This is a genomic window from Enterobacter sp. AN-K1 (genome assembly GCF_020971765.1).
Taxonomy (GTDB): domain Bacteria; phylum Pseudomonadota; class Gammaproteobacteria; order Enterobacterales; family Enterobacteriaceae; genus Enterobacter; species Enterobacter hormaechei_C.
Genome location: NZ_CP087390.1, coordinates 3,204,287 through 3,221,474 on the forward strand (window position 1 = coordinate 3,204,287; position 17,188 = coordinate 3,221,474).

The window sequence follows — 17,188 nt, forward strand, 5'->3', positions numbered from 1 at the left end:
GTGAAAGTTTTATGACAAAGTAAGAATATGTCTAAAAAAGTATGTTTTAATTTTTCGGTAATAAAATTGTCAAAATCTGCCGCTACGCTTCCTGATCCCGCGCAACAAAGTGACGGGTCATGCGCTAAGGCAGTTGGCAACGGAGCTGACACCTGTTAAAACGTCTGACTGACATCATTTTCCCTTATTGTTGAACGGCAGAGAATCATGAGTGACAGCCAGACGCTGGTGGTAAAACTCGGTACCAGTGTGTTAACAGGCGGATCGCGCCGCCTGAATCGTGCCCATATCGTTGAGCTTGTACGTCAGTGCGCTCAGTTGCATGCCGCAGGGCATCGTATTGTGATTGTGACTTCCGGGGCGATTGCCGCCGGGCGTGAACACCTGGGCTACCCCGAACTCCCCGCGACGATCGCCTCCAAACAGCTGCTGGCCGCCGTAGGACAAAGCCGACTCATACAGCTCTGGGAACAACTGTTCTCCATCTACGGCATTCACGTCGGGCAGATGCTGCTGACGCGTGCGGATATGGAAGACAGAGAACGTTTCCTGAACGCCCGCGATACGCTGCGTGCGCTGCTGGATAACCATATCGTTCCGGTCATTAACGAAAACGACGCTGTTGCCACCGCTGAAATCAAAGTGGGCGACAACGATAACCTCTCTGCGCTGGCGGCGATCCTGGCAGGGGCCGATAAGCTGCTGCTTCTGACCGATCAGCAGGGGCTGTTTACCGCTGACCCGCGCTCTAATCCACAGGCTGAACTGATCAAAGACGTTCACGGCATTGACGATGCGCTGCGTGCCATTGCGGGTGACAGCGTTTCTGGTCTGGGGACCGGCGGCATGGGCACCAAGTTACAGGCCGCGGACGTGGCGTGCCGGGCCGGTATCGACACCATCATCGCCGCGGGCAGCCGTCCGGGCGTGATCGGTGATGTGATGGAAGGCATCTCTGTGGGCACTCGCTTCCACGCCCAGGCGTCCCCGCTGGAAAACCGAAAACGCTGGATCTTTGGTGCGCCCCCGGCTGGCGAACTGACCGTGGATGAAGGCGCGACCGCCGCTATTCTGGAAAGAGGAAGCTCGTTACTTCCAAAAGGAATTAAAAGCGTGACAGGCAACTTCTCGCGTGGTGAAGTGATCCGAATTCGTAACCTTGAAGGTCGCGACATCGCTCATGGCGTAAGTCGTTATAACAGCGACGCGCTGCGTCGGATTGCTGGTCACCATTCCCAGCAGATCGACGCCATCCTGGGCTATGAATATGGCCCGGTTGCCGTGCATCGTGACGACATGATTATTCGTTAAGGAGCCAGAACATGCTGGAACAAATGGGCGCAGCCGCGAAAGCCGCCTCTTATAAACTGGCGCTCCTTTCCAGCCGCGAGAAAAATCGCGTGCTGGAAAAAATCGCTGATTATCTGGAATCTCAGTCGCAGGAAATTTTGCTCGCCAACGAGCAGGATCTGCTGGAAGCGCGTCGCAACGGCTTGAGTGAAGCGCTGCTCGACCGTCTGGCGCTGACCCCGGCGCGTCTGAAAGGTATTGCCGACGACGTCCGTCAGGTGTGCAACCTCGCCGACCCGGTAGGGCAGGTGATTGACGGTGGGGTGCTCGACAGCGGATTACGCCTTGAGCGTCGCCGCGTGCCGCTTGGCGTCATTGGGGTGATTTACGAAGCGCGTCCAAACGTGACGGTGGATGTCGCCTCCCTGTGCCTGAAGACCGGTAATGCCGCGATCCTGCGTGGCGGGAAGGAGACCTGGCGCACCAACGCCGCGACGGTAAACGTCATTCAGCAGGCGCTGGAGGAGTGTGGTTTACCGGCGGGTGCCGTGCAGGCGATTGAAAGCCCCGACCGTGCGCTGGTCAACGAGATGCTGCGCATGGACAAATACATCGACATGCTGATCCCACGCGGCGGCGCGGGCTTGCACAAGCTGTGCCGTGAGCAATCTACCATTCCGGTGATCACCGGTGGTATTGGCGTATGCCATATCGTAGTGGATGACACCGCGGAGGTAGAACCTGCGCTGAAGATTATCGTCAACGCTAAAACACAGCGTCCAAGCACCTGTAATACGGTGGAAACGCTGCTGGTGCATCAGGGCATCGCCAGTACCTTCCTGCCAGCGCTGAGCAAGCAGATGGCGGAAAGTGGCGTCACGCTGCATGCGGATGAGAAGTCTCTCGCCCTGCTGAAAGACGGTCCGGCGAAGGTCGTTCCGGTTAACGCGGAGCAGTACGACGATGAGTATTTGTCGCTGGATCTGAACGTGAAGGTGGTTGCGGATCTCGATGACGCTATTGCGCACATTCGTGAACACGGAACCCAGCATTCTGACGCGATCCTGACGCGCACCCTGCGCAATGCCGATCGGTTTGTGAATGAAGTGGATTCGTCTGCGGTTTACGTGAATGCCTCGACGCGCTTCACCGATGGCGGCCAGTTTGGTCTGGGCGCGGAGGTGGCTGTGAGCACTCAGAAGCTGCACGCCCGCGGTCCGATGGGGCTGGAAGCACTGACCACCTACAAGTGGATCGGCTACGGTGATGATACGATTCGTGGCTAAATAATCACGGGTGATGCAAAAATAGCCGTTTGATTCAAAAGGGCATTGACGCATCACCCGGTTAGATCTACTCTTTTGCCCCGTGGTTACGCTCGTAACCGGCCTTTCAGGGCCGATATAGCTCAGTTGGTAGAGCAGCGCATTCGTAATGCGAAGGTCGTAGGTTCGACTCCTATTATCGGCACCATTCAAATCAAGTAGTTAGATCAATATCCTCCTTCTTTTCACAAACCAGCCTTAATCAATGTAACGGCGGGTGTAAGTGAATTTAATCTACGTTAATCAACGCAAAATTCTTCTCAGCGATCTAGTTTTCCTCAGGTAGCCAGCCAAACGCTGGGCTATTTTCTCCCTGATTTTTACTAATAAAATTCATGCTATAGCTATTCCCGCTACTAATAGCGGGAATAGCTATAGTTGTGTTTATGTGCAAACAAAAAAACGCCAGCGTTAGAAAGGCTGGCGCGGGTGGTGGGATTAGGAGAATGAAGTGTTATACATCGGCTACAGATGCATATTTCTCGGGTGGGGCTGGAATAATCATCGTAAATGTCGCTCCTGGAGAAGGTGACCAGTAGTGATATTGCTGATGGATTTATAACCATGACGTTTCATCAATCCAGTGGCCCGGCGGGCACGAAGAATGTCGATACTGCTGATGAAGGGAGACTGCTCCATAATCGTAAATCCACTATGGTCAGTACGTACCAGCTCATATTTTTCGACGATAAAATTCACTGCGTTGCTGAGTGAGATACCAGCATTGATATGTTCACGAATAGTGCTTTCATCGCTGAACGGAGTGTCATTAAGGGTTAGACCATAGTGTTGTGCCAGAAGATGTTTGAGTAGTATCTGCCAGACCTCGACAGGCGACAGGCGTGACGAAACAGGCTCCGTGGTCGGTGCAGTTGAAATTTGCATGCGTTGAGTCCTGATAAATGAGTATTGAGGAAGGTCTAGCTGGCTTCTGATTGAGGATAAATTACGATGTAAACATAACCGCAACTCCCCAACGTATCTGACTCGCAGGTTAAACCGTTGCGGATATAGATGTATTGTTTAGCCTCACGTGGGTCGAGTTTGCCGCTAAGCAGAGCGGTTTCCATATCCCGGATTAATGCTGGGAAGATCGCATCCAGCGCTGCGGATTGTTCCGGGCTGAATGTGCCGAGAAGCGTGGCACGGTCGGCCAGAAAATGCAGCCGTCGACCTTCCTGAACTAACCGGGCGCTGAATGATGGAACGGTTTGACTGTGTAAACCCCACACGTGTTCCTGAACAGGTTCTTTAGTCATCGTGATATTCCAGACTTATAGTAGTGTCACGCTACGCAGGATGGCATACGGGCCATCGCGGTCCTGACGACGTTCAGCAAAAACGGCTAGTACGCCGCTGATATCCTGGACGTGGCGACCGGTGTAATGGCAGACGCTACCGGTCCAGCGGTAACGACCTTTACAGTACGTTGCCAGACGTGAACCGGGCGTTTGGCGGTAAAGCATCATCGCCTGGCGCTTGCTGATGATTTTCATAGCCATCCCCGCTCGGCAAACGAGACGATCTCCCGGTGGCCGATGATGAGATGGTCGAGAACCCGCACATCAACCAGTAACAGCGTGTTTTGCAGGTTGCTGGTGAGCAGTCGGTCTGCCCTGCTGGGCTCTGCCATGCCGGAGGGATGGTTATGCGCGAGGATCACCGCTGCTGCGTTATGCCGCAGAGCTGCCTTTACGATTTCGCGCGGATGGACCTCAGTATGGTTGATGGTGCCGGTGAACAGAGTTTCGCAGGCCAGCAACTGATGCTGGTTATCCAAAAACAGAGCGACAAACTCTTCCCGCTCCAGCACAGCCATCTTTAACCGCAACCAGTCACGGGTTTCGGTTGCGGAGAGGAATGACACGCCGGGCTGTCGCAGGTGTTTATCCAGCAGGTTCAAGGCCCTTTGAATTGTTCGCTGTGCATATGGCGTTAAGGCTAGTGGTACGGCGGGAGCGGATGCGGGTATCAGTGATATTACAGTGCTCATTTATCCTCCTTATTTCAGTCGGCAGTCTCTTCAGCCCAGCGCCTGCTGCATTTGCTCAGCCATCACCCACAAAGCACGGTTAAGCTTCAGATCGCCATCGATCCCTTTCACTGCGCGGGTATGGCTACGTTTGCCTTGGGCAGTACGAGTGCTCAAACCACCTTTTATCAGGTTTTCCTGTAGCCGATTGAACACGGTCCACAGATCGCTGGATTCGTCCTGCCAGCGACGTGGCGCAAGGATTTGTTCTTCGGTTACTGGCTGATGCTCCTCTCCAAAACGATAGGTCAACGCCGCTTTCGCAAATGCTTGTTGAGCCGGAGGGGGAAGCATGAGGCTTTGCATTGAGTCATGCTTTTCTTCAATTCGGTCAAAAACCCGAAGCACTTCATAAGCTCCTTCAATCACTTTCTCTACCACGTTTCCTTTATGCGGTACTCGCACCTCGCCAAAACTCTCACCGCATATCAGCCCGTTCTGGCAAACCGCACGAAATAATCCCGGTAGCATCTGGTAAGAACTTGAACCATCGTGGCTGTTTAGCAGGATGATTTCTGGCACCTGCTTACCCGTGATTTGGCCTTCCCGACGCAGACGAAGCATGTGTTTAGTGTGCTCACGTTTACCGGGATCGCGAACACGGGCCTGACAGGCGAAGAACGGCTGAAAACCTTCCCGTTGCAGGCTTTCAAGTAGAGTAATAGTTGGAGTGCAGGTATATCGTTCACTACGGGATTCATGCTTTTCAGCGCTGAATACACTGGGAACGTGGTTCATCATTTCATCGTGCGTTAATGGACGGTCGCGACGGATAAGATTGACCCTGCCAAAGCGGGAAGCTAAGCGCATAGATAACTCCTTTTCTGAATTCATCGGCATAAAAAGAAAAGGCCATGCTCCCGAAAGAACATGACCTCTGATACTGCTAACGGCATTATTCGAATATGTTAACGACCCATATATTCCACTTTTGCACTGGTGGCCTTGCCATCATTGCCTACAGTGACCACTACCTTGTCGTAGGTTCGATATCCAGCATTGTAGACTTCAAATACCACTGTATTTCCCTTCACTTCATAGCTGCCAAAATCAGCGGCCTCAGCGGTTTCGCTGTCATACTCTTTTGTATACGCCTGTTTGGCTGCTTTCATGACTGAACCTTTATTTATCTCTGGTGAACTGCTCCCGGCGCTGGTGGGAAGAGCAGAGACGTATTTCGGGCAGACGCTCATCATGTCGCCACGGGTGAAAGTCATCTGTCCGCCAAAAACTTGCAGGGTTGAAACCTCCTGGCTGGCAATGGAGACAATTGCCTTTTTAGCTGCCGTAGTAGCCTGCCCCCCTTCGACTTCAGCTGCTTTAAATCCTGTTTGCTGGTTGCACATCTGGGAAGTGGGAACCATATTGCCGTTGACACTAATGCGACTCCCCATTAATTCCTGAGGACCATTAGGGCAACCCTGAAGCTGTCCGAATATGCCAATAGTGTCATTTTTCAGCATCACCAGCGCCTGACCATTATCAGTCATAGTCTGACACCAGCCGTTTTTCACAGCCTAATTACCAGCCTGAGCCGATACGGAAGCGGCAGATAACACAATTGCAATGGCTGTCTGAATTTTCATATATCACCTTGTGGATTGATCAGGAATAGTCACGAGGGGATAACAAGCGGATAAAACGCTGATGTGTGATTAATGTCCATGTCGTTATTCCTGTCTCCCTACCTGCCAGACTCCTGAAGACTTCTGTGAGGAAAATACCCTTTTTTTTGATAGGTAAAAGCGATCAATAGAGGGATGATTTATCGATTTTTTAATAGATAAAAACGATCGATATTTAATTATCGATCGTTTTTGCAGATCAATAAACTGGTTTTTAACAGTCAATTTTTGACCATGAATACCGCATTCAGCCGAAGAGTTTGTCCCAGAGGCTGGTTGCTAACTGCACCAATTTTTCACGTAACCGGCATAGCAAAACCCGCAATCCGGAAGGCAGAGAGTTTGAATCAATGACTGAATCAAATGCGCTGCCAGCTATTTCGCCAAATTGCAGCCGCACAGCGGAGTCGCTTTCAGCGTTTTTATGTTCAGACTTCAGTTGCCGATAGACTGTACTACTGGCTTGTGGAGGCAAAGCATGCACTATCAGCTCTACCAAGGCTGACAGGTTGTAGCTAGTGTGCGCAGACACCGCCATCACGGGGAAAGAGGATGAAAGCTGTCCGGCAACCATCGAACTAATAACGGCAAGAGAAAGGCATTGCTCTGCATCCGGAAGTGCCTGCCATTCCTCACCATCAGGCATTGGCCGTACCCGGTCTGCCTGGGACAGCACAAACAGAAATCTCGATGGATCGGCACCGGCGTTCAGCAGAGCCCGATGTGTGGCAATATCCGTAGCCCGTGCATGGTCGTCGGCCCTGAGGACCCAGATAATCAAATCCAGCTCAACAAGCAGTTGCTGGTACAGTGAGAGATAGGTTTCATCCTTTTCCGGGGTCTCTCCCACCCCCGGCAAATCAACCAGCGTCATGCTACGTTCACCAACGGTCAGCACCAGTCGTTGCGGCTCGCGGGTGCAGGCCATTAGATCACTGGTCAGACATACCGGCTGCTGAAACAGTGCATTGCAGAGAGAAGATTTACCGGCACCGGTTTTGCCCATGATGCCGATTACTGGTTCGTAATGAATGGCGTGCTGAAGTCTGGAAAGAATTCGGTCGCAAGCATATTGTGGTAAGAATGAGAGATGGGATCGTAATGCCTCGGTACTGGTTAGTGTATCGGGGGAATCGGGCATGATTTACTCCTGTGGATTGTTTAGGCTGATATGCACTATTTGAGTATTCACAGAGGTAATGTGGGTGTGAGATTTTTTTGAATCTTTTACTAGATGAGACAAGAAAAAGAAAAGTCCGCAGATTAGGTCACAAAATTGAGGTGTAACTATAAAGAACAACATGTTAAGTTTAAAATTGTTATGTTTTGTTCTCTATGCTAAGGAACAATAAACTCCATATGGGATGCAACTGTGCTAATACTTCATTTATCTGACATCCACTTCCGTAAGTCCGAAATCAGTACCGTACAAGATCCGAATTTGCACTTGCGGAACGAAATCATTCGAGATGCAGCTGAGCAATGTGCCGAGCTTGGGCCACCTAATGTGATTGTGATTTCTGGGGATATAGCATTTGCTGGTGATCCTGAAGAGTTTGTCTATGCAACGCGGTGGCTTGAGAAGCTCTGCGTTGCATGCGGTTGCCCGATGTCATCCATTTTTGTTGTTCCGGGAAATCATGATGTTGTGCGCTCAGTTGCTGAACAAAACATGGTTCAGATGATTCATCGGACAATCAAAGAGTCAGCGAATCCCACCGCAGAAATTTTTAGGCAACTGAATGATCCTCTGGCACAGCGCCTACTTTACGCAGGTCTCGAAAATTATAACGAATTTGCCTCGCAGTTCCTCTGTGATTTACTTCCTCCAGAAAGGACGTCTGCTAAACGTGATTTGACACTAAATGATGGCTCAACGCTTCGATTGTGGGGATTAAACAGCGCTTTTGTTTCAAGTGGGCACGATAGAGAAAGGGATTTATTTGTCGATCAGGCTAGTTTCCAGATCATGCGTGAGGATGGTGTTGTTAACCTTGTTGTTACTCATCATCATCTTTCTTGGTTAAGGCAAGCTCGAGAGCTAGAGGATCATCTAAACGATGTGGCACCAATACAAATCTTTGGTCATGTCCATATGAACCGAATAAACCTTGATCGTGATTATGTAAGGCTCACGGCTAGTGCTGCCAACCCGGATCGACATGAAAGAGGTTGGGAACCTGGATACAACTTAATTCAGCTTTCTATTGACCGAGAAGGACAGGAAAGAACTCTCCAAGTAAAAGCACATGTCAGAGTCTGGCAGACAGCTCCGAGTGGCTTTCATGCAAAAATGGATCGTAGTAGATTGCCATTTTTTAAGCAGCGCATAAATTTGGAAAACTGGACACCTCCAGAAGCTACTTTAGTTACATCGCCAACTCATGTAGAAGTTGCCCGACCTCACGAAATGCCAACTGATGACAGCGCCGTCATGGGGACTGTACGGAACTTGGCTCTTCGGTTCTACAAGCTTTCATTTAGCAAAAAATCTGAAATTGTAGGACGGTTAGATCTGTTAGAGGACGAAGACATGCACTCGCCTGATTTTGAACGTTTTCGACGTGTTTTTATCAGGGCAAATGAGCGAGGTTTGTTAAGCGCTCTAGATAATGCGATTACTGAAGTTGAACAACGATAAAAGACGGATTGAACATGGCAAAATTTACATTCGCAGATCGATATTCGGAAGCTGGGCTGGAGCCTTCATCAGAAAAAATCAACTCCAGACATGAGCCCGTTAAACGTATCATTACAGATATAACTGACGCACAACTTGTTGATTTGGTTTTATTTTATTACGGTTTTTCAAGTGGCAATCTAGAATGGTTTAGGGATGAGTTTGCTCAGGAAGATGCTGGCTTTAGTTTAGTTAACAATGAGCGGGAATCCCGCATACTCGCTTCACTTGTTCTTAGTGGCTTGGTTGAAGAAGAAAACTCAAAGGCTATTCTGGCTGTTATTAGCGCGGGGATAAAAGGAACGCGTGTACCATCTCAATCTAATTGGCTGCTATCCGCAGCTGAAGAGTCATTTTTAAGACTCTCGGTTGAAGAGCGGAGGCTTACTGAAGTACAAACTAAAATCTCGCCTCCAGGTCCATCCAAGCTTGGTTCGGAAATTACCGAGCTTGGGCAAACTAACACTTGGGAAGCTCTAACAAGCATTCTTGGCAAGATGAGAGAGGAATATCGAACATCAGCAGTTTCTTCAGCAAAGCAAGTTACGGATGTATTAGAGGAATTTGAGCATCGGACTTCGGTAATGCAAGAAGAGAGTCAGATGCTTTGGTGGTTGACAGGTGGTTATAGTCGCACCTTCGAGCGAAGTTTTTCGACCTTTGGACCGATGCAAGCAGCTGTTGTAGGCGCTGTAGATTTGGGGACGTTAACTACTTATACACAACTAGGTCCCATTGCTATTCCTGCTATGTTGGAACGTGTCATTTCAGCTTCCAAAAAATCGAAAAAACAAGCTTCGAGTTTAGCATCTGTAATTGATAGCTTTACTGCTGTTGAACTGAAAATGCTGAATGTCCCTCACCACCTGTCCCCTATATTAGCACCTGTTTCATGCGCTATTGATTCAGCAAGAACCGTTGGGACTGGTTTGTGGCATACTTTATTTCAGACCAAAACTGGTCTTGACGCAAATGCTGAATTCTCACCTTTGATATTGGGTGAACAGCTGTACCGCGAACATCTGTTAGGACAATTAATGTGATAGATGAACAAGGTGAATTAGATAGTGACTTGGATGTCTTCGAACAGCCGGTCACAGCAGAGGTACCTGCACAGAGCCAAAGTTGGGAGATTTTACCCTCTGCAATGATGCTCACTCTTGAAGAGGCCGATGAGCTTCTCTGTTGGCGAGATTCTGCAATTATTGCAGTAGTTGGAGAGAAAAATGGTGGTAAAACAACCTTAATTACTGAGTTATATGGTCGTTTTCTACGTGGCCCTTTTGCAAACACTATGTTTTGCAATAGCTTAAGCCTATTGGGCTTTGAACGAAAATGTTACCAGTCTCGGGCTGCATCTGGGATGTATACCCCTGAAACACCGAGGACATCAGTTCAGGACGGTTTGAGTTTTTTTCATCTTGCTGTTTCGAACGAAAGCGATTTGCAACGACGAGACCTGCTTATTTCAGAACGCGCGGGAGAGGTTTATAAACAGATCCGCGATAAACCAGAACTAGCCATGGATATGGTGGAAATATGCAAGGCAACATCTATTGCTTTTATTGTTGATGGTGAAAGGGTTGCTTCTTCTCGTACAAGACATGAAGTTTTTTCCTCAGTCAGAACAACCATACGTGCATTGCTGAGTTCCGGATGTATTTTGGCAAAAACACAAATTCAGCTCGTGACGACTAAATATGATCTTCTTCAAGGTGAAGAGATGAATGATGCTAGGCAGGCACTAACTGAATTTGAGCAAGTCATTACGGTTCTTTTAAAAGAAAAATTTAACTTATCATTTTTTCATACATCAGCCAGAAATCCAAAAGCCGGTACCGAACCTGGACAGGGATTAGCTCCTTTATTTCAAGTTTGGATGAGCCCAAAGCCTTTGGAGATATTAGATGTAAAAATGCCTGTCTTGAATAATGAATTTGATCGTCTTATGTTGAGGAGAGGTGCCCTGTGAATTCTAACTTTATCATAATGGGACTACCTGCATCAGGTAAGACAACCTTTCTCGCTGCTCTCTGGCATTTGGTGGAATCGAATGAAACTCCCTGTCGTTTAGAATGTTACGATTATAAAGGTGATTTCTCTTATTTGAATAGTATTGCCACTGCTTGGAGAACGTTTAAAGCGGTACCAAGAACGTCACAGACTGGTGATATGAATGTGAGTATTATGCTACGCAATCGCGTTACAGGTGAATGTGGAATTGCTTTCTTTCCTGATCTTGCTGGGGAAACCTTTGATCGACAGGTGGAGGAAAGAAGGTGCTATCGCGACTTTGTTGACTCCTTTTCTGAGGAGGATGGCGTTTTATTCTTTATTAGTGCAGATCTAAAGGAAGATGATCTCTCAATTACTGATCTGAATGCTAGGTTGCCAATAAACAAAGCAGAACAAATAGAGGATAGCAGTGCTATAAATGAGAATGAAATGGCTTTAAATGAATGGGAACCAAAATTTTTACCTTGGCAAGTAAAAATAGTCCAATTACTTAGCGATCTTACTCGTCCTCCTTTTGTACAACGTAAAAGGCGGATTGCCATATTAATCTCAGCTTGGGACCTTGTTCGCTCTATGGGGTATACTCCTCAAGAATGGTTATCTGTAAATATGCCTTTAGTTGCACAGTTTTTAAAAACTAATGTCGATTATTTTAACTTTGAGATATTTGGTGTCTCTGCTCAGGGAGGGCGGCTTGACGACAATTCGGCTATTGATGAGGCCGCGAAAGGTTTGGCAAGTCGGCGTATTCAGATTGTCAGCCCGCAAGGAGAGGGGCACGATCTTACCGAACCACTTGTTTGGTTAATGACGGCGACAAAATGAAATTTGAGCATTGTTTATTTGGCTACGATGATGGGCATAGACTGCTAGCATCTTCATTCCCTCTTGGGAATGAGATTTCACTTTTAACAGAGTTGAGTGATCTTGCTCCAGGGACTGTGTTTGGTAATTCGAAAGGGTATTGGACTGGAGTACCAGTCCCTTCTATCGGATGTTATGCTTTAATGTTTACTTGGCCTGCGCCAGAAATGTCCAGACCTGGTTGCGTGTGGACTCATGCATTATTTATCAAACCTGCTTTGTTCGAATGTTTGGATGATTTATTAGTTCTAAAATCGCTGTTTGTCAGGCCGAGTGGGATTAATAATTTAGCATTCTATAAGCAGCCTTTGAATGTAAATATAGAAATGTTAAGCGCCAATGATGAATCAGCTATAAATAATGATGTCGTTCAAGAGCTGATATTGTCATTATACGAAAAAAATAACAAACAAATAGATATTGTCACTCCAGGTGAAATAGATGGAGCGTTATTTGCTGTATGGTCTCAACAATGGCCTAGATTAAGAAGGAACCTACGTTTTCAAACTGCAGTATCAATTGTTTCTCAAACAAGTCGTTCTGTACGTTTTGATGTTTCTGTCTCGATGGCCAAATCTCACAAGCCTAATTATTCAATTAAAAAATATGATTCCAATTGGATTATTGCTGCTGTAAATGACATTTCTAACAGGTCTAACAGTAGTAGAGGAGAATTACGTAATTTTTTATGGGTATACGGACAGGATGTTCAACGTCAGCGTGGTTCGTTTCGGCCTTTAATTGAAATTAATATAATCAACAAACGCTGCCGAAACGATGATGCTGAAGCTTTAATTGATCTTGTAATTGAAGCCTTTCCTGAGCGTAATAATGGAGTCCGATTAAAACAGGATCTAATGGATGGTAAGTTAGCCAGTCCTTTGCAAGCTGAATTAATTAGATTAATAATAACAAATGGTTTGACTGAAAAAAATGGCTTTCCAAGACTAACTGAGTCAGGTATTGATAATCTTGCTAACTTCTGGCCAGTAAGGTCAGAAGAAATTTTCAAACTTATTGATTCTTTGATCTTTTCGGGTGAGAGTTCTTGGGCACGAGTGTTTGATCGGATAATAGATTTAATACAAACAGTGGATTTTTGGGTATTAAGTAATGGATATTCTCGAGTTCGTGAGTATGTTATCAAAAATAGGCCAGATTTTTTAATTCAATTACATAAGCAGTTGGATGCGGAATCATTAATTACGTTAATTCCATTTGTTACTATTGAATTAACTGAAGTTAGTGATTTTATTGCCTGTGCAATTAAACGAGATAATACTGACTTAGTAAATATTTTGTTTAAAAAGTGTCCAGAGGATATTTCAGAACAAACAATTAAATCTTTAGACAAGAATGATATTAATATAGCATCTGTCTGGGTTCAGGGTCTTATTAGACGTCCAGAGTTTCTACTTAGGGCCAAAGTACTTAGTTTAGTATCGCGTAAAAGTTTGCTTTATATGCTTGCAGATTCTCTAGGGTGGTTATCTTCGTCAGTCAAGAATGCAGGTATAGCCCCTTGGAGGGAAGGAATATACGCTATTGAAGATCTTTCAGAATCGGAATCTGAGATATTCGATTGCTTTCTTATTTCTCTAGCCATTATTTCTAATGATGGTGAAGGATTAAGGGTTGTTGAATTTGCTTATGATAAAATTCATAGTAAAATGCTTCGCTCCAAGCTCTCTTTGAGAGGGGAGGAATTTCTATCTCCATTTTTACCAGACTTAGGTTGGTTTTCAAATTGGGATCTTGCATATCGTTTTCGCTTGGCAATAACAAAGGCTTATGTTCGACATAATTGGCCCACAGGTAGTTATGCTGCGCTCGCTAAAGATAAAAAGGGGCGGAAAATGCTTTCAGAAGTAGCATCGAGTATAGATGGAGCCCAAAAGTATCATGATGCATTATTTACATGAGCTAATATTTTAGTTTTCATATTTCGATATTAAAGTTTAGCTCCCGGCTGAACATGGAAATATGCAGGGAGCTTGTATTATTGGACTTGGGAAGATGTGAGGGCGACTAGTATTAATATATTAAAAAGTAATTGCAGATGAATGATGGGTTAATAGTGGGTGAATTTTTTTAAAGGAATTTGTTGATGAAAATAAAAGAGAAATTAAAGGTTACCGGTAGGCGATCTAAAATTGCTTTGCTTATCACTGCTATGGTCATGGTTTATTTTGTCATGTTTGTTCTGAAAATGATCTTCATTGAGACCAGCAATAGCGGCATTGTGATAGTCCAAAACATTCATCGACTTGTTAGTACAGTTATTTCCTTTACTTATTACCCACTAACGAAGCCATTATGGGGTTGGATTCCATCTGTCTCCTTCGATGATAGAGATCTTATCGCTCTTTATAAGCCTATTGTACCAGGTTTTGCTATTTTAACCATTTGCATGCTTTTTATACGTGATCACCGGGAGCTTAAGCAGAAATTCAAGCAACTCAGGGCAGAAGTAGAGGATGAAATTACGCGTAAACAGTTGCGTAAGGATGCTGGTTTGGTGAACGTTGATGAAACAACCACTATAGATGTGATTATCGATAATAAAAATAACACAGATCCAGCTTGGCATGATACTTGGTGGGGAAAAGTAATTATTGGTGTAGTAATTGCTCTTATTGCTGCTGCTTTTGGGCTCAGTTAGTAGTCTAAGCTGTTTTTTAAGTAATTATTGCTGCTTGTCTGATTGATTAATAATCAGGCCTTCTATAACGAAGGCCTTATGTTTTTTAGGCTAGGATCTGCTGCAACCGAAGTTTCGGTCACCTTCACCAAAGATCTTGGTATCAACTTTCGTTAGATAATCCAGTCGCTTTAACAAAGCATGGTAATCAAAAATAAAATCTGGTTTGTTTTTGTCCAGAATATATTTCCCGTTTTCAGGGAAATGAACCAGCCCTAGACAATCCTCAAGCTGTAACCCTAATGCGCTGTACCAGGCATTTATAATCATGCCTCTCAGGCAATCATCATCATAGCTACCAAGATGGTAATATGCATCTTTATTGAATACAAGACAGGCATGATAATGGCATTTTCCGGATTGAGAGTACTCCTTTCCCCACATATCGCGTAAAGTGTTTGGGTAGATTCGGGTTCCGTTCTGTGCCCGCCGGTATTCATGAGCAGCAAGCATCGCTTTTAGGGAGTTAATAAACCTCGATATCTCACCTGACTTGAGATTAGGGAAGCAGCAAACAGTGTCTCCATTATCCAATATCCTTGGGTAGTGAAGATCTACTCGCACAGCCATAATGCGACTAAATTCATTTGAAGCATTGTCAAGAACATCAATTATGCTATCACGCCAAGCTGCCACATGAAGACCATGTGATCCTTGATATTGTTTCATAGTATATACCTACCTATCTATAAGTATTAGTTCAGTTGATGCTGTATGATGCATATATAACAAGATGAATAGATATAAATAGTTAAACACAGGTATAATAATACCTATCCAACTTGATTTTTTGTCATTTATTTCACTGTGAGTTTGTTTTTTATGAAAAAATCACTCTGCAATTAGATTCATTCTATTGAGTTTATAAATGCCATATTCCTGAGTTTACTAGGATTAAGTAAGTCGTTCTTCCCCTCGTTTCAAAAAGTATTTTCTGCGTATACGCAAGATTTTTCAGTAATGGTTCTAAAGTCTTTTTATTCCTAAGTCGAACTGGTCCATATTGAAGAATGATGTTTTTCTTCAAACGTGCCAGACCATGGGAACGGCAATAATGGATAATCCAGTCGAATAGTTCATTTTCATCGTTGTTATTATTATCACTTGCAAAAAAATGTTGATACTCTTCAAGATACCATGAGCTGATTGTTTCAGCCGCATTCGTAGCTATAGGGGTGATATCGCCTTCATCGCCTCTGAAGAAATGCAGCAATGCCGCGATTCTTGCTGTATTCTCAGCAATTTTTGATGCACAATCTCTGATCTCAAAAAGTTCTCCTGTTGAGGCCATTTGAGTTTCAACGAAATTATACCAGTCGATCCATGCGCTGGCGGCTGTTGGTGAAAACTGCAACATGATTCTATCATTGTGCTGATTAGATAGAATTAATTCTTTAATTCGTTCACTGAAAATTGGCATATGTTCTCTGGATGTAACGGGGTTATTTATCTGCCGATACCCTTGAGTTGATACAGGATGGCTGAATAGGCATCTGGCATTAAACCCTGAATCCTTTGCAATTTTATTATTGCTTCTTTGAAATGTATTCAATAAATTTTGCTGAACCATAATTGATAATGTGACTCTTGCATCAGTTATAGTCAGTGGTGGCCTGTTTTTTCTGTCAATATGTACATCCCCGCCACTCCATATTGTATTGATGAGCGAAGGATTATTCAGTGCGGAACCACCGAACACCACACCACCTTCATCTGAGAGAATGCCGACCGATCGACCTTCCCCAGATAAATGATCTTTTAATGCCGCTGGAGTGGTGTCACTCATAATTAATCTGCGTGAACGGGGAAGGACGGGTTTTTTTGAATTTAATTCATCAATGTCGTCTTTGGTTTGAGAGGTATCAAGACCTTTTTTTATCTGCATTTTTAATTTGGCAAACAGAGCTTTCTTTTCTGCTTCATATATCTCAACAGCACCGGAATACCAATTCATTTCTTCGGCGTGTTGCAGCGCGAACATTTTTTCGCATTCATGTATCGCAGAAAATACATTTTTGTCAATTGCACTTTTTCGTTCGCCTGATTCTGCGATTGTAACAAAAAAAAGAGATGTTGGACCTTTGAGTCCTCCAGGCCTTTCTACATCAACTTTGCTTTGGCAAGCTAAGGATACTGCGCTCAACATTGCAGACCCTATCATTGCCATGGGAGCTTTGGTGATATTTTGTTCTTCATACGCAGCATTTCTCATGATTGCTGGAAAGGCATCAATTGGGTAAGGAATTTTTTCCATCTTTCGCCTCAGAAGTTATTGTTACTTGAAAACATCGCCGCAATGAAGGATTCAATATCGGTTCTTAGCCAGCAGTTTTTGTTATTTAACTTTCTTGGCCTTGGTAGACCTTCAGGCAATGAATTTTGGCAAAGCCACTTCCTGATAGTCTGAGGCTTTCGTCCGAGAAGGATGGCGAGTTCCTTAACGGAAATAAGAGGAGATGCAGGAATATCTTTAGTTAATTGAGATAACAGGATGCCGCTCATTTGATCACCTCGTCGATGGAGGTATGAGCCATGCTAAAAAGTGAAAAAAGCGATGAGAGATTTAAATCAAGACTTAGAGATAAGTTATGAAGAGGTAAGGGGTCCGAGGGGGAACTGTCACTATCACTTGATTTGGCTGAGCGGCCGCTGCTC

The 17,188-nt window shown here is 45.2% G+C and carries 18 protein-coding genes and 1 tRNA gene; 9 read left to right on the plus strand and 10 right to left on the minus strand.

The window, feature by feature from the left end:
* The first annotated feature begins 207 nt into the window (after positions 1-207).
* The 3 genes from proB to LOC22_RS15260 all read left to right on the plus strand — a co-directional run bounded on the left by proB (position 208) and on the right by LOC22_RS15260 (position 2,763).
* Positions 208-1,311: a glutamate 5-kinase gene (gene proB / locus LOC22_RS15250; RefSeq protein ID WP_015571369.1), complete on the plus strand. Its 1,104-nt coding sequence runs from the start codon at positions 208-210 to the stop codon at positions 1,309-1,311.
* An 11-nt stretch (positions 1,312-1,322) separates the two neighbouring features.
* Entirely contained in the window at positions 1,323-2,576 is a 1,254-nt protein-coding gene (gene proA / locus LOC22_RS15255) for a glutamate-5-semialdehyde dehydrogenase (RefSeq protein ID WP_047728882.1), read from the plus strand.
* A 111-nt stretch (positions 2,577-2,687) separates the two neighbouring features.
* Positions 2,688-2,763: transfer RNA gene (locus tag LOC22_RS15260), tRNA-Thr, on the plus strand.
* 353 nt (positions 2,764-3,116) lie between these two features.
* Here LOC22_RS15260 and LOC22_RS15265 read toward each other — a convergent pair.
* The 7 genes from LOC22_RS15265 to LOC22_RS15295 form a co-directional block, all read right to left on the minus strand.
* Complete coding sequence (locus tag LOC22_RS15265; RefSeq protein WP_196347929.1) at positions 3,117-3,500, minus strand: TA system toxin CbtA family protein; 384 nt, start codon at positions 3,498-3,500, stop codon at positions 3,117-3,119.
* 35 nt (positions 3,501-3,535) lie between these two features.
* Positions 3,536-3,874: a type IV toxin-antitoxin system YeeU family antitoxin gene (locus tag LOC22_RS15270; protein WP_196347930.1), complete on the minus strand. Its 339-nt coding sequence runs from the start codon at positions 3,872-3,874 to the stop codon at positions 3,536-3,538.
* A 15-nt stretch (positions 3,875-3,889) separates the two neighbouring features.
* Positions 3,890-4,111, minus strand: a complete 222-nt coding sequence (locus LOC22_RS15275; RefSeq protein ID WP_196347931.1) for a DUF987 family protein — start codon at positions 4,109-4,111, stop codon at positions 3,890-3,892.
* A complete protein-coding gene (gene radC, locus LOC22_RS15280; RefSeq protein ID WP_050555520.1) occupies positions 4,108-4,608 on the minus strand; it encodes a RadC family protein in 501 nt (166 codons plus the stop codon). The genes LOC22_RS15275 and radC overlap by 4 nt, the downstream gene beginning before the upstream one ends.
* Positions 4,609-4,638: 30 nt before the next feature.
* On the minus strand, positions 4,639-5,457 hold the full coding sequence (locus LOC22_RS15285) for a DUF932 domain-containing protein (RefSeq protein WP_196347933.1): 819 nt from the start codon (positions 5,455-5,457) through the stop codon (positions 4,639-4,641).
* Between the two features lie 98 nt (positions 5,458-5,555).
* Positions 5,556-6,137, minus strand: coding sequence for a hypothetical protein (locus LOC22_RS15290; protein WP_230239016.1), 582 nt, complete (start codon positions 6,135-6,137; stop codon positions 5,556-5,558).
* 382 nt (positions 6,138-6,519) lie between these two features.
* Complete coding sequence (locus tag LOC22_RS15295; protein ID WP_230239017.1) at positions 6,520-7,413, minus strand: GTPase family protein; 894 nt, start codon at positions 7,411-7,413, stop codon at positions 6,520-6,522.
* A gap of 231 nt (positions 7,414-7,644) precedes the next feature.
* Here LOC22_RS15295 and LOC22_RS15300 point away from each other — a divergent pair, with 231 nt between their 5' ends.
* The 6 genes from LOC22_RS15300 (at position 7,645) to LOC22_RS15325 (ending at position 14,494) form a co-directional block, all read left to right on the plus strand.
* Complete coding sequence (locus tag LOC22_RS15300) at positions 7,645-8,913, plus strand: metallophosphoesterase (protein WP_196347935.1); 1,269 nt, start codon at positions 7,645-7,647, stop codon at positions 8,911-8,913.
* Between the two features lie 14 nt (positions 8,914-8,927).
* The gene (locus LOC22_RS15305) at positions 8,928-9,995 is read left to right on the plus strand and encodes a GTPase-associated system all-helical protein GASH (protein WP_196347936.1); all 1,068 of its coding nucleotides are present in this window, start codon (positions 8,928-8,930) and stop codon (positions 9,993-9,995) included.
* Positions 9,992-10,924, plus strand: coding sequence for a TRAFAC clade GTPase domain-containing protein (locus tag LOC22_RS15310; RefSeq protein WP_198923898.1), 933 nt, complete (start codon positions 9,992-9,994; stop codon positions 10,922-10,924). The genes LOC22_RS15305 and LOC22_RS15310 overlap by 4 nt, the downstream gene beginning before the upstream one ends.
* Positions 10,921-11,793, plus strand: coding sequence for a hypothetical protein (locus LOC22_RS15315; RefSeq protein WP_196347937.1), 873 nt, complete (start codon positions 10,921-10,923; stop codon positions 11,791-11,793). The genes LOC22_RS15310 and LOC22_RS15315 overlap by 4 nt, the downstream gene beginning before the upstream one ends.
* On the plus strand, positions 11,790-13,754 hold the full coding sequence (locus LOC22_RS15320) for a hypothetical protein (protein ID WP_230239018.1): 1,965 nt from the start codon (positions 11,790-11,792) through the stop codon (positions 13,752-13,754). The genes LOC22_RS15315 and LOC22_RS15320 overlap by 4 nt, the downstream gene beginning before the upstream one ends.
* 185 nt (positions 13,755-13,939) lie before the next feature.
* Positions 13,940-14,494, plus strand: a complete 555-nt coding sequence (locus tag LOC22_RS15325) for a hypothetical protein (protein WP_130996895.1) — start codon at positions 13,940-13,942, stop codon at positions 14,492-14,494.
* Between the two features lie 90 nt (positions 14,495-14,584).
* Here the strand turns inward: LOC22_RS15325 and LOC22_RS15330 are convergent, their stop codons facing one another.
* From LOC22_RS15330 to LOC22_RS15340, 3 genes are all read right to left on the minus strand, one after another.
* Positions 14,585-15,202 (minus strand): inovirus Gp2 family protein, encoded by a 618-nt coding sequence (locus LOC22_RS15330; RefSeq protein WP_196347939.1) that lies wholly within the window; start codon positions 15,200-15,202, stop codon positions 14,585-14,587.
* A gap of 193 nt (positions 15,203-15,395) precedes the next feature.
* Positions 15,396-16,787, minus strand: a complete 1,392-nt coding sequence (locus LOC22_RS15335) for a YfjI family protein (protein ID WP_230239019.1) — start codon at positions 16,785-16,787, stop codon at positions 15,396-15,398.
* Positions 16,788-16,795: 8 nt separating this feature from the next.
* On the minus strand, positions 16,796-17,035 hold the full coding sequence (locus LOC22_RS15340; RefSeq protein WP_230239020.1) for a helix-turn-helix transcriptional regulator: 240 nt from the start codon (positions 17,033-17,035) through the stop codon (positions 16,796-16,798).
* Positions 17,036-17,188 lie beyond the last annotated feature (153 nt).

Excerpts from the sequence above, each read along its gene's own strand:
- proB (WP_015571369.1), top strand. The coding sequence starts at position 208 with ATGAGTGACAGCCAGACGCTGGTGGTAAAACTCGGTACCAGTGTGTTA.
- proA (WP_047728882.1), top strand. The coding sequence starts at position 1,323 with ATGCTGGAACAAATGGGCGCAGCCGCGAAAGCCGCCTCTTATAAACTG.
- LOC22_RS15265 (WP_196347929.1), bottom strand. The coding sequence starts at position 3,500 with ATGCAAATTTCAACTGCACCGACCACGGAGCCTGTTTCGTCACGCCTG.
- LOC22_RS15270 (WP_196347930.1), bottom strand. The coding sequence starts at position 3,874 with ATGACTAAAGAACCTGTTCAGGAACACGTGTGGGGTTTACACAGTCAA.
- LOC22_RS15275 (WP_196347931.1), bottom strand. The coding sequence starts at position 4,111 with ATGAAAATCATCAGCAAGCGCCAGGCGATGATGCTTTACCGCCAAACG.
- radC (WP_050555520.1), bottom strand. The coding sequence starts at position 4,608 with ATGAGCACTGTAATATCACTGATACCCGCATCCGCTCCCGCCGTACCA.
- LOC22_RS15285 (WP_196347933.1), bottom strand. The coding sequence starts at position 5,457 with ATGCGCTTAGCTTCCCGCTTTGGCAGGGTCAATCTTATCCGTCGCGAC.
- LOC22_RS15290 (WP_230239016.1), bottom strand. The coding sequence starts at position 6,137 with ATGACTGATAATGGTCAGGCGCTGGTGATGCTGAAAAATGACACTATT.
- LOC22_RS15295 (WP_230239017.1), bottom strand. The coding sequence starts at position 7,413 with ATGCCCGATTCCCCCGATACACTAACCAGTACCGAGGCATTACGATCC.
- LOC22_RS15305 (WP_196347936.1), top strand. The coding sequence starts at position 8,928 with ATGGCAAAATTTACATTCGCAGATCGATATTCGGAAGCTGGGCTGGAG.
- LOC22_RS15320 (WP_230239018.1), top strand. The coding sequence starts at position 11,790 with ATGAAATTTGAGCATTGTTTATTTGGCTACGATGATGGGCATAGACTG.
- LOC22_RS15325 (WP_130996895.1), top strand. The coding sequence starts at position 13,940 with ATGAAAATAAAAGAGAAATTAAAGGTTACCGGTAGGCGATCTAAAATT.
- LOC22_RS15330 (WP_196347939.1), bottom strand. The coding sequence starts at position 15,202 with ATGAAACAATATCAAGGATCACATGGTCTTCATGTGGCAGCTTGGCGT.
- LOC22_RS15335 (WP_230239019.1), bottom strand. The coding sequence starts at position 16,787 with ATGGAAAAAATTCCTTACCCAATTGATGCCTTTCCAGCAATCATGAGA.
- LOC22_RS15340 (WP_230239020.1), bottom strand. The coding sequence starts at position 17,035 with ATGAGCGGCATCCTGTTATCTCAATTAACTAAAGATATTCCTGCATCT.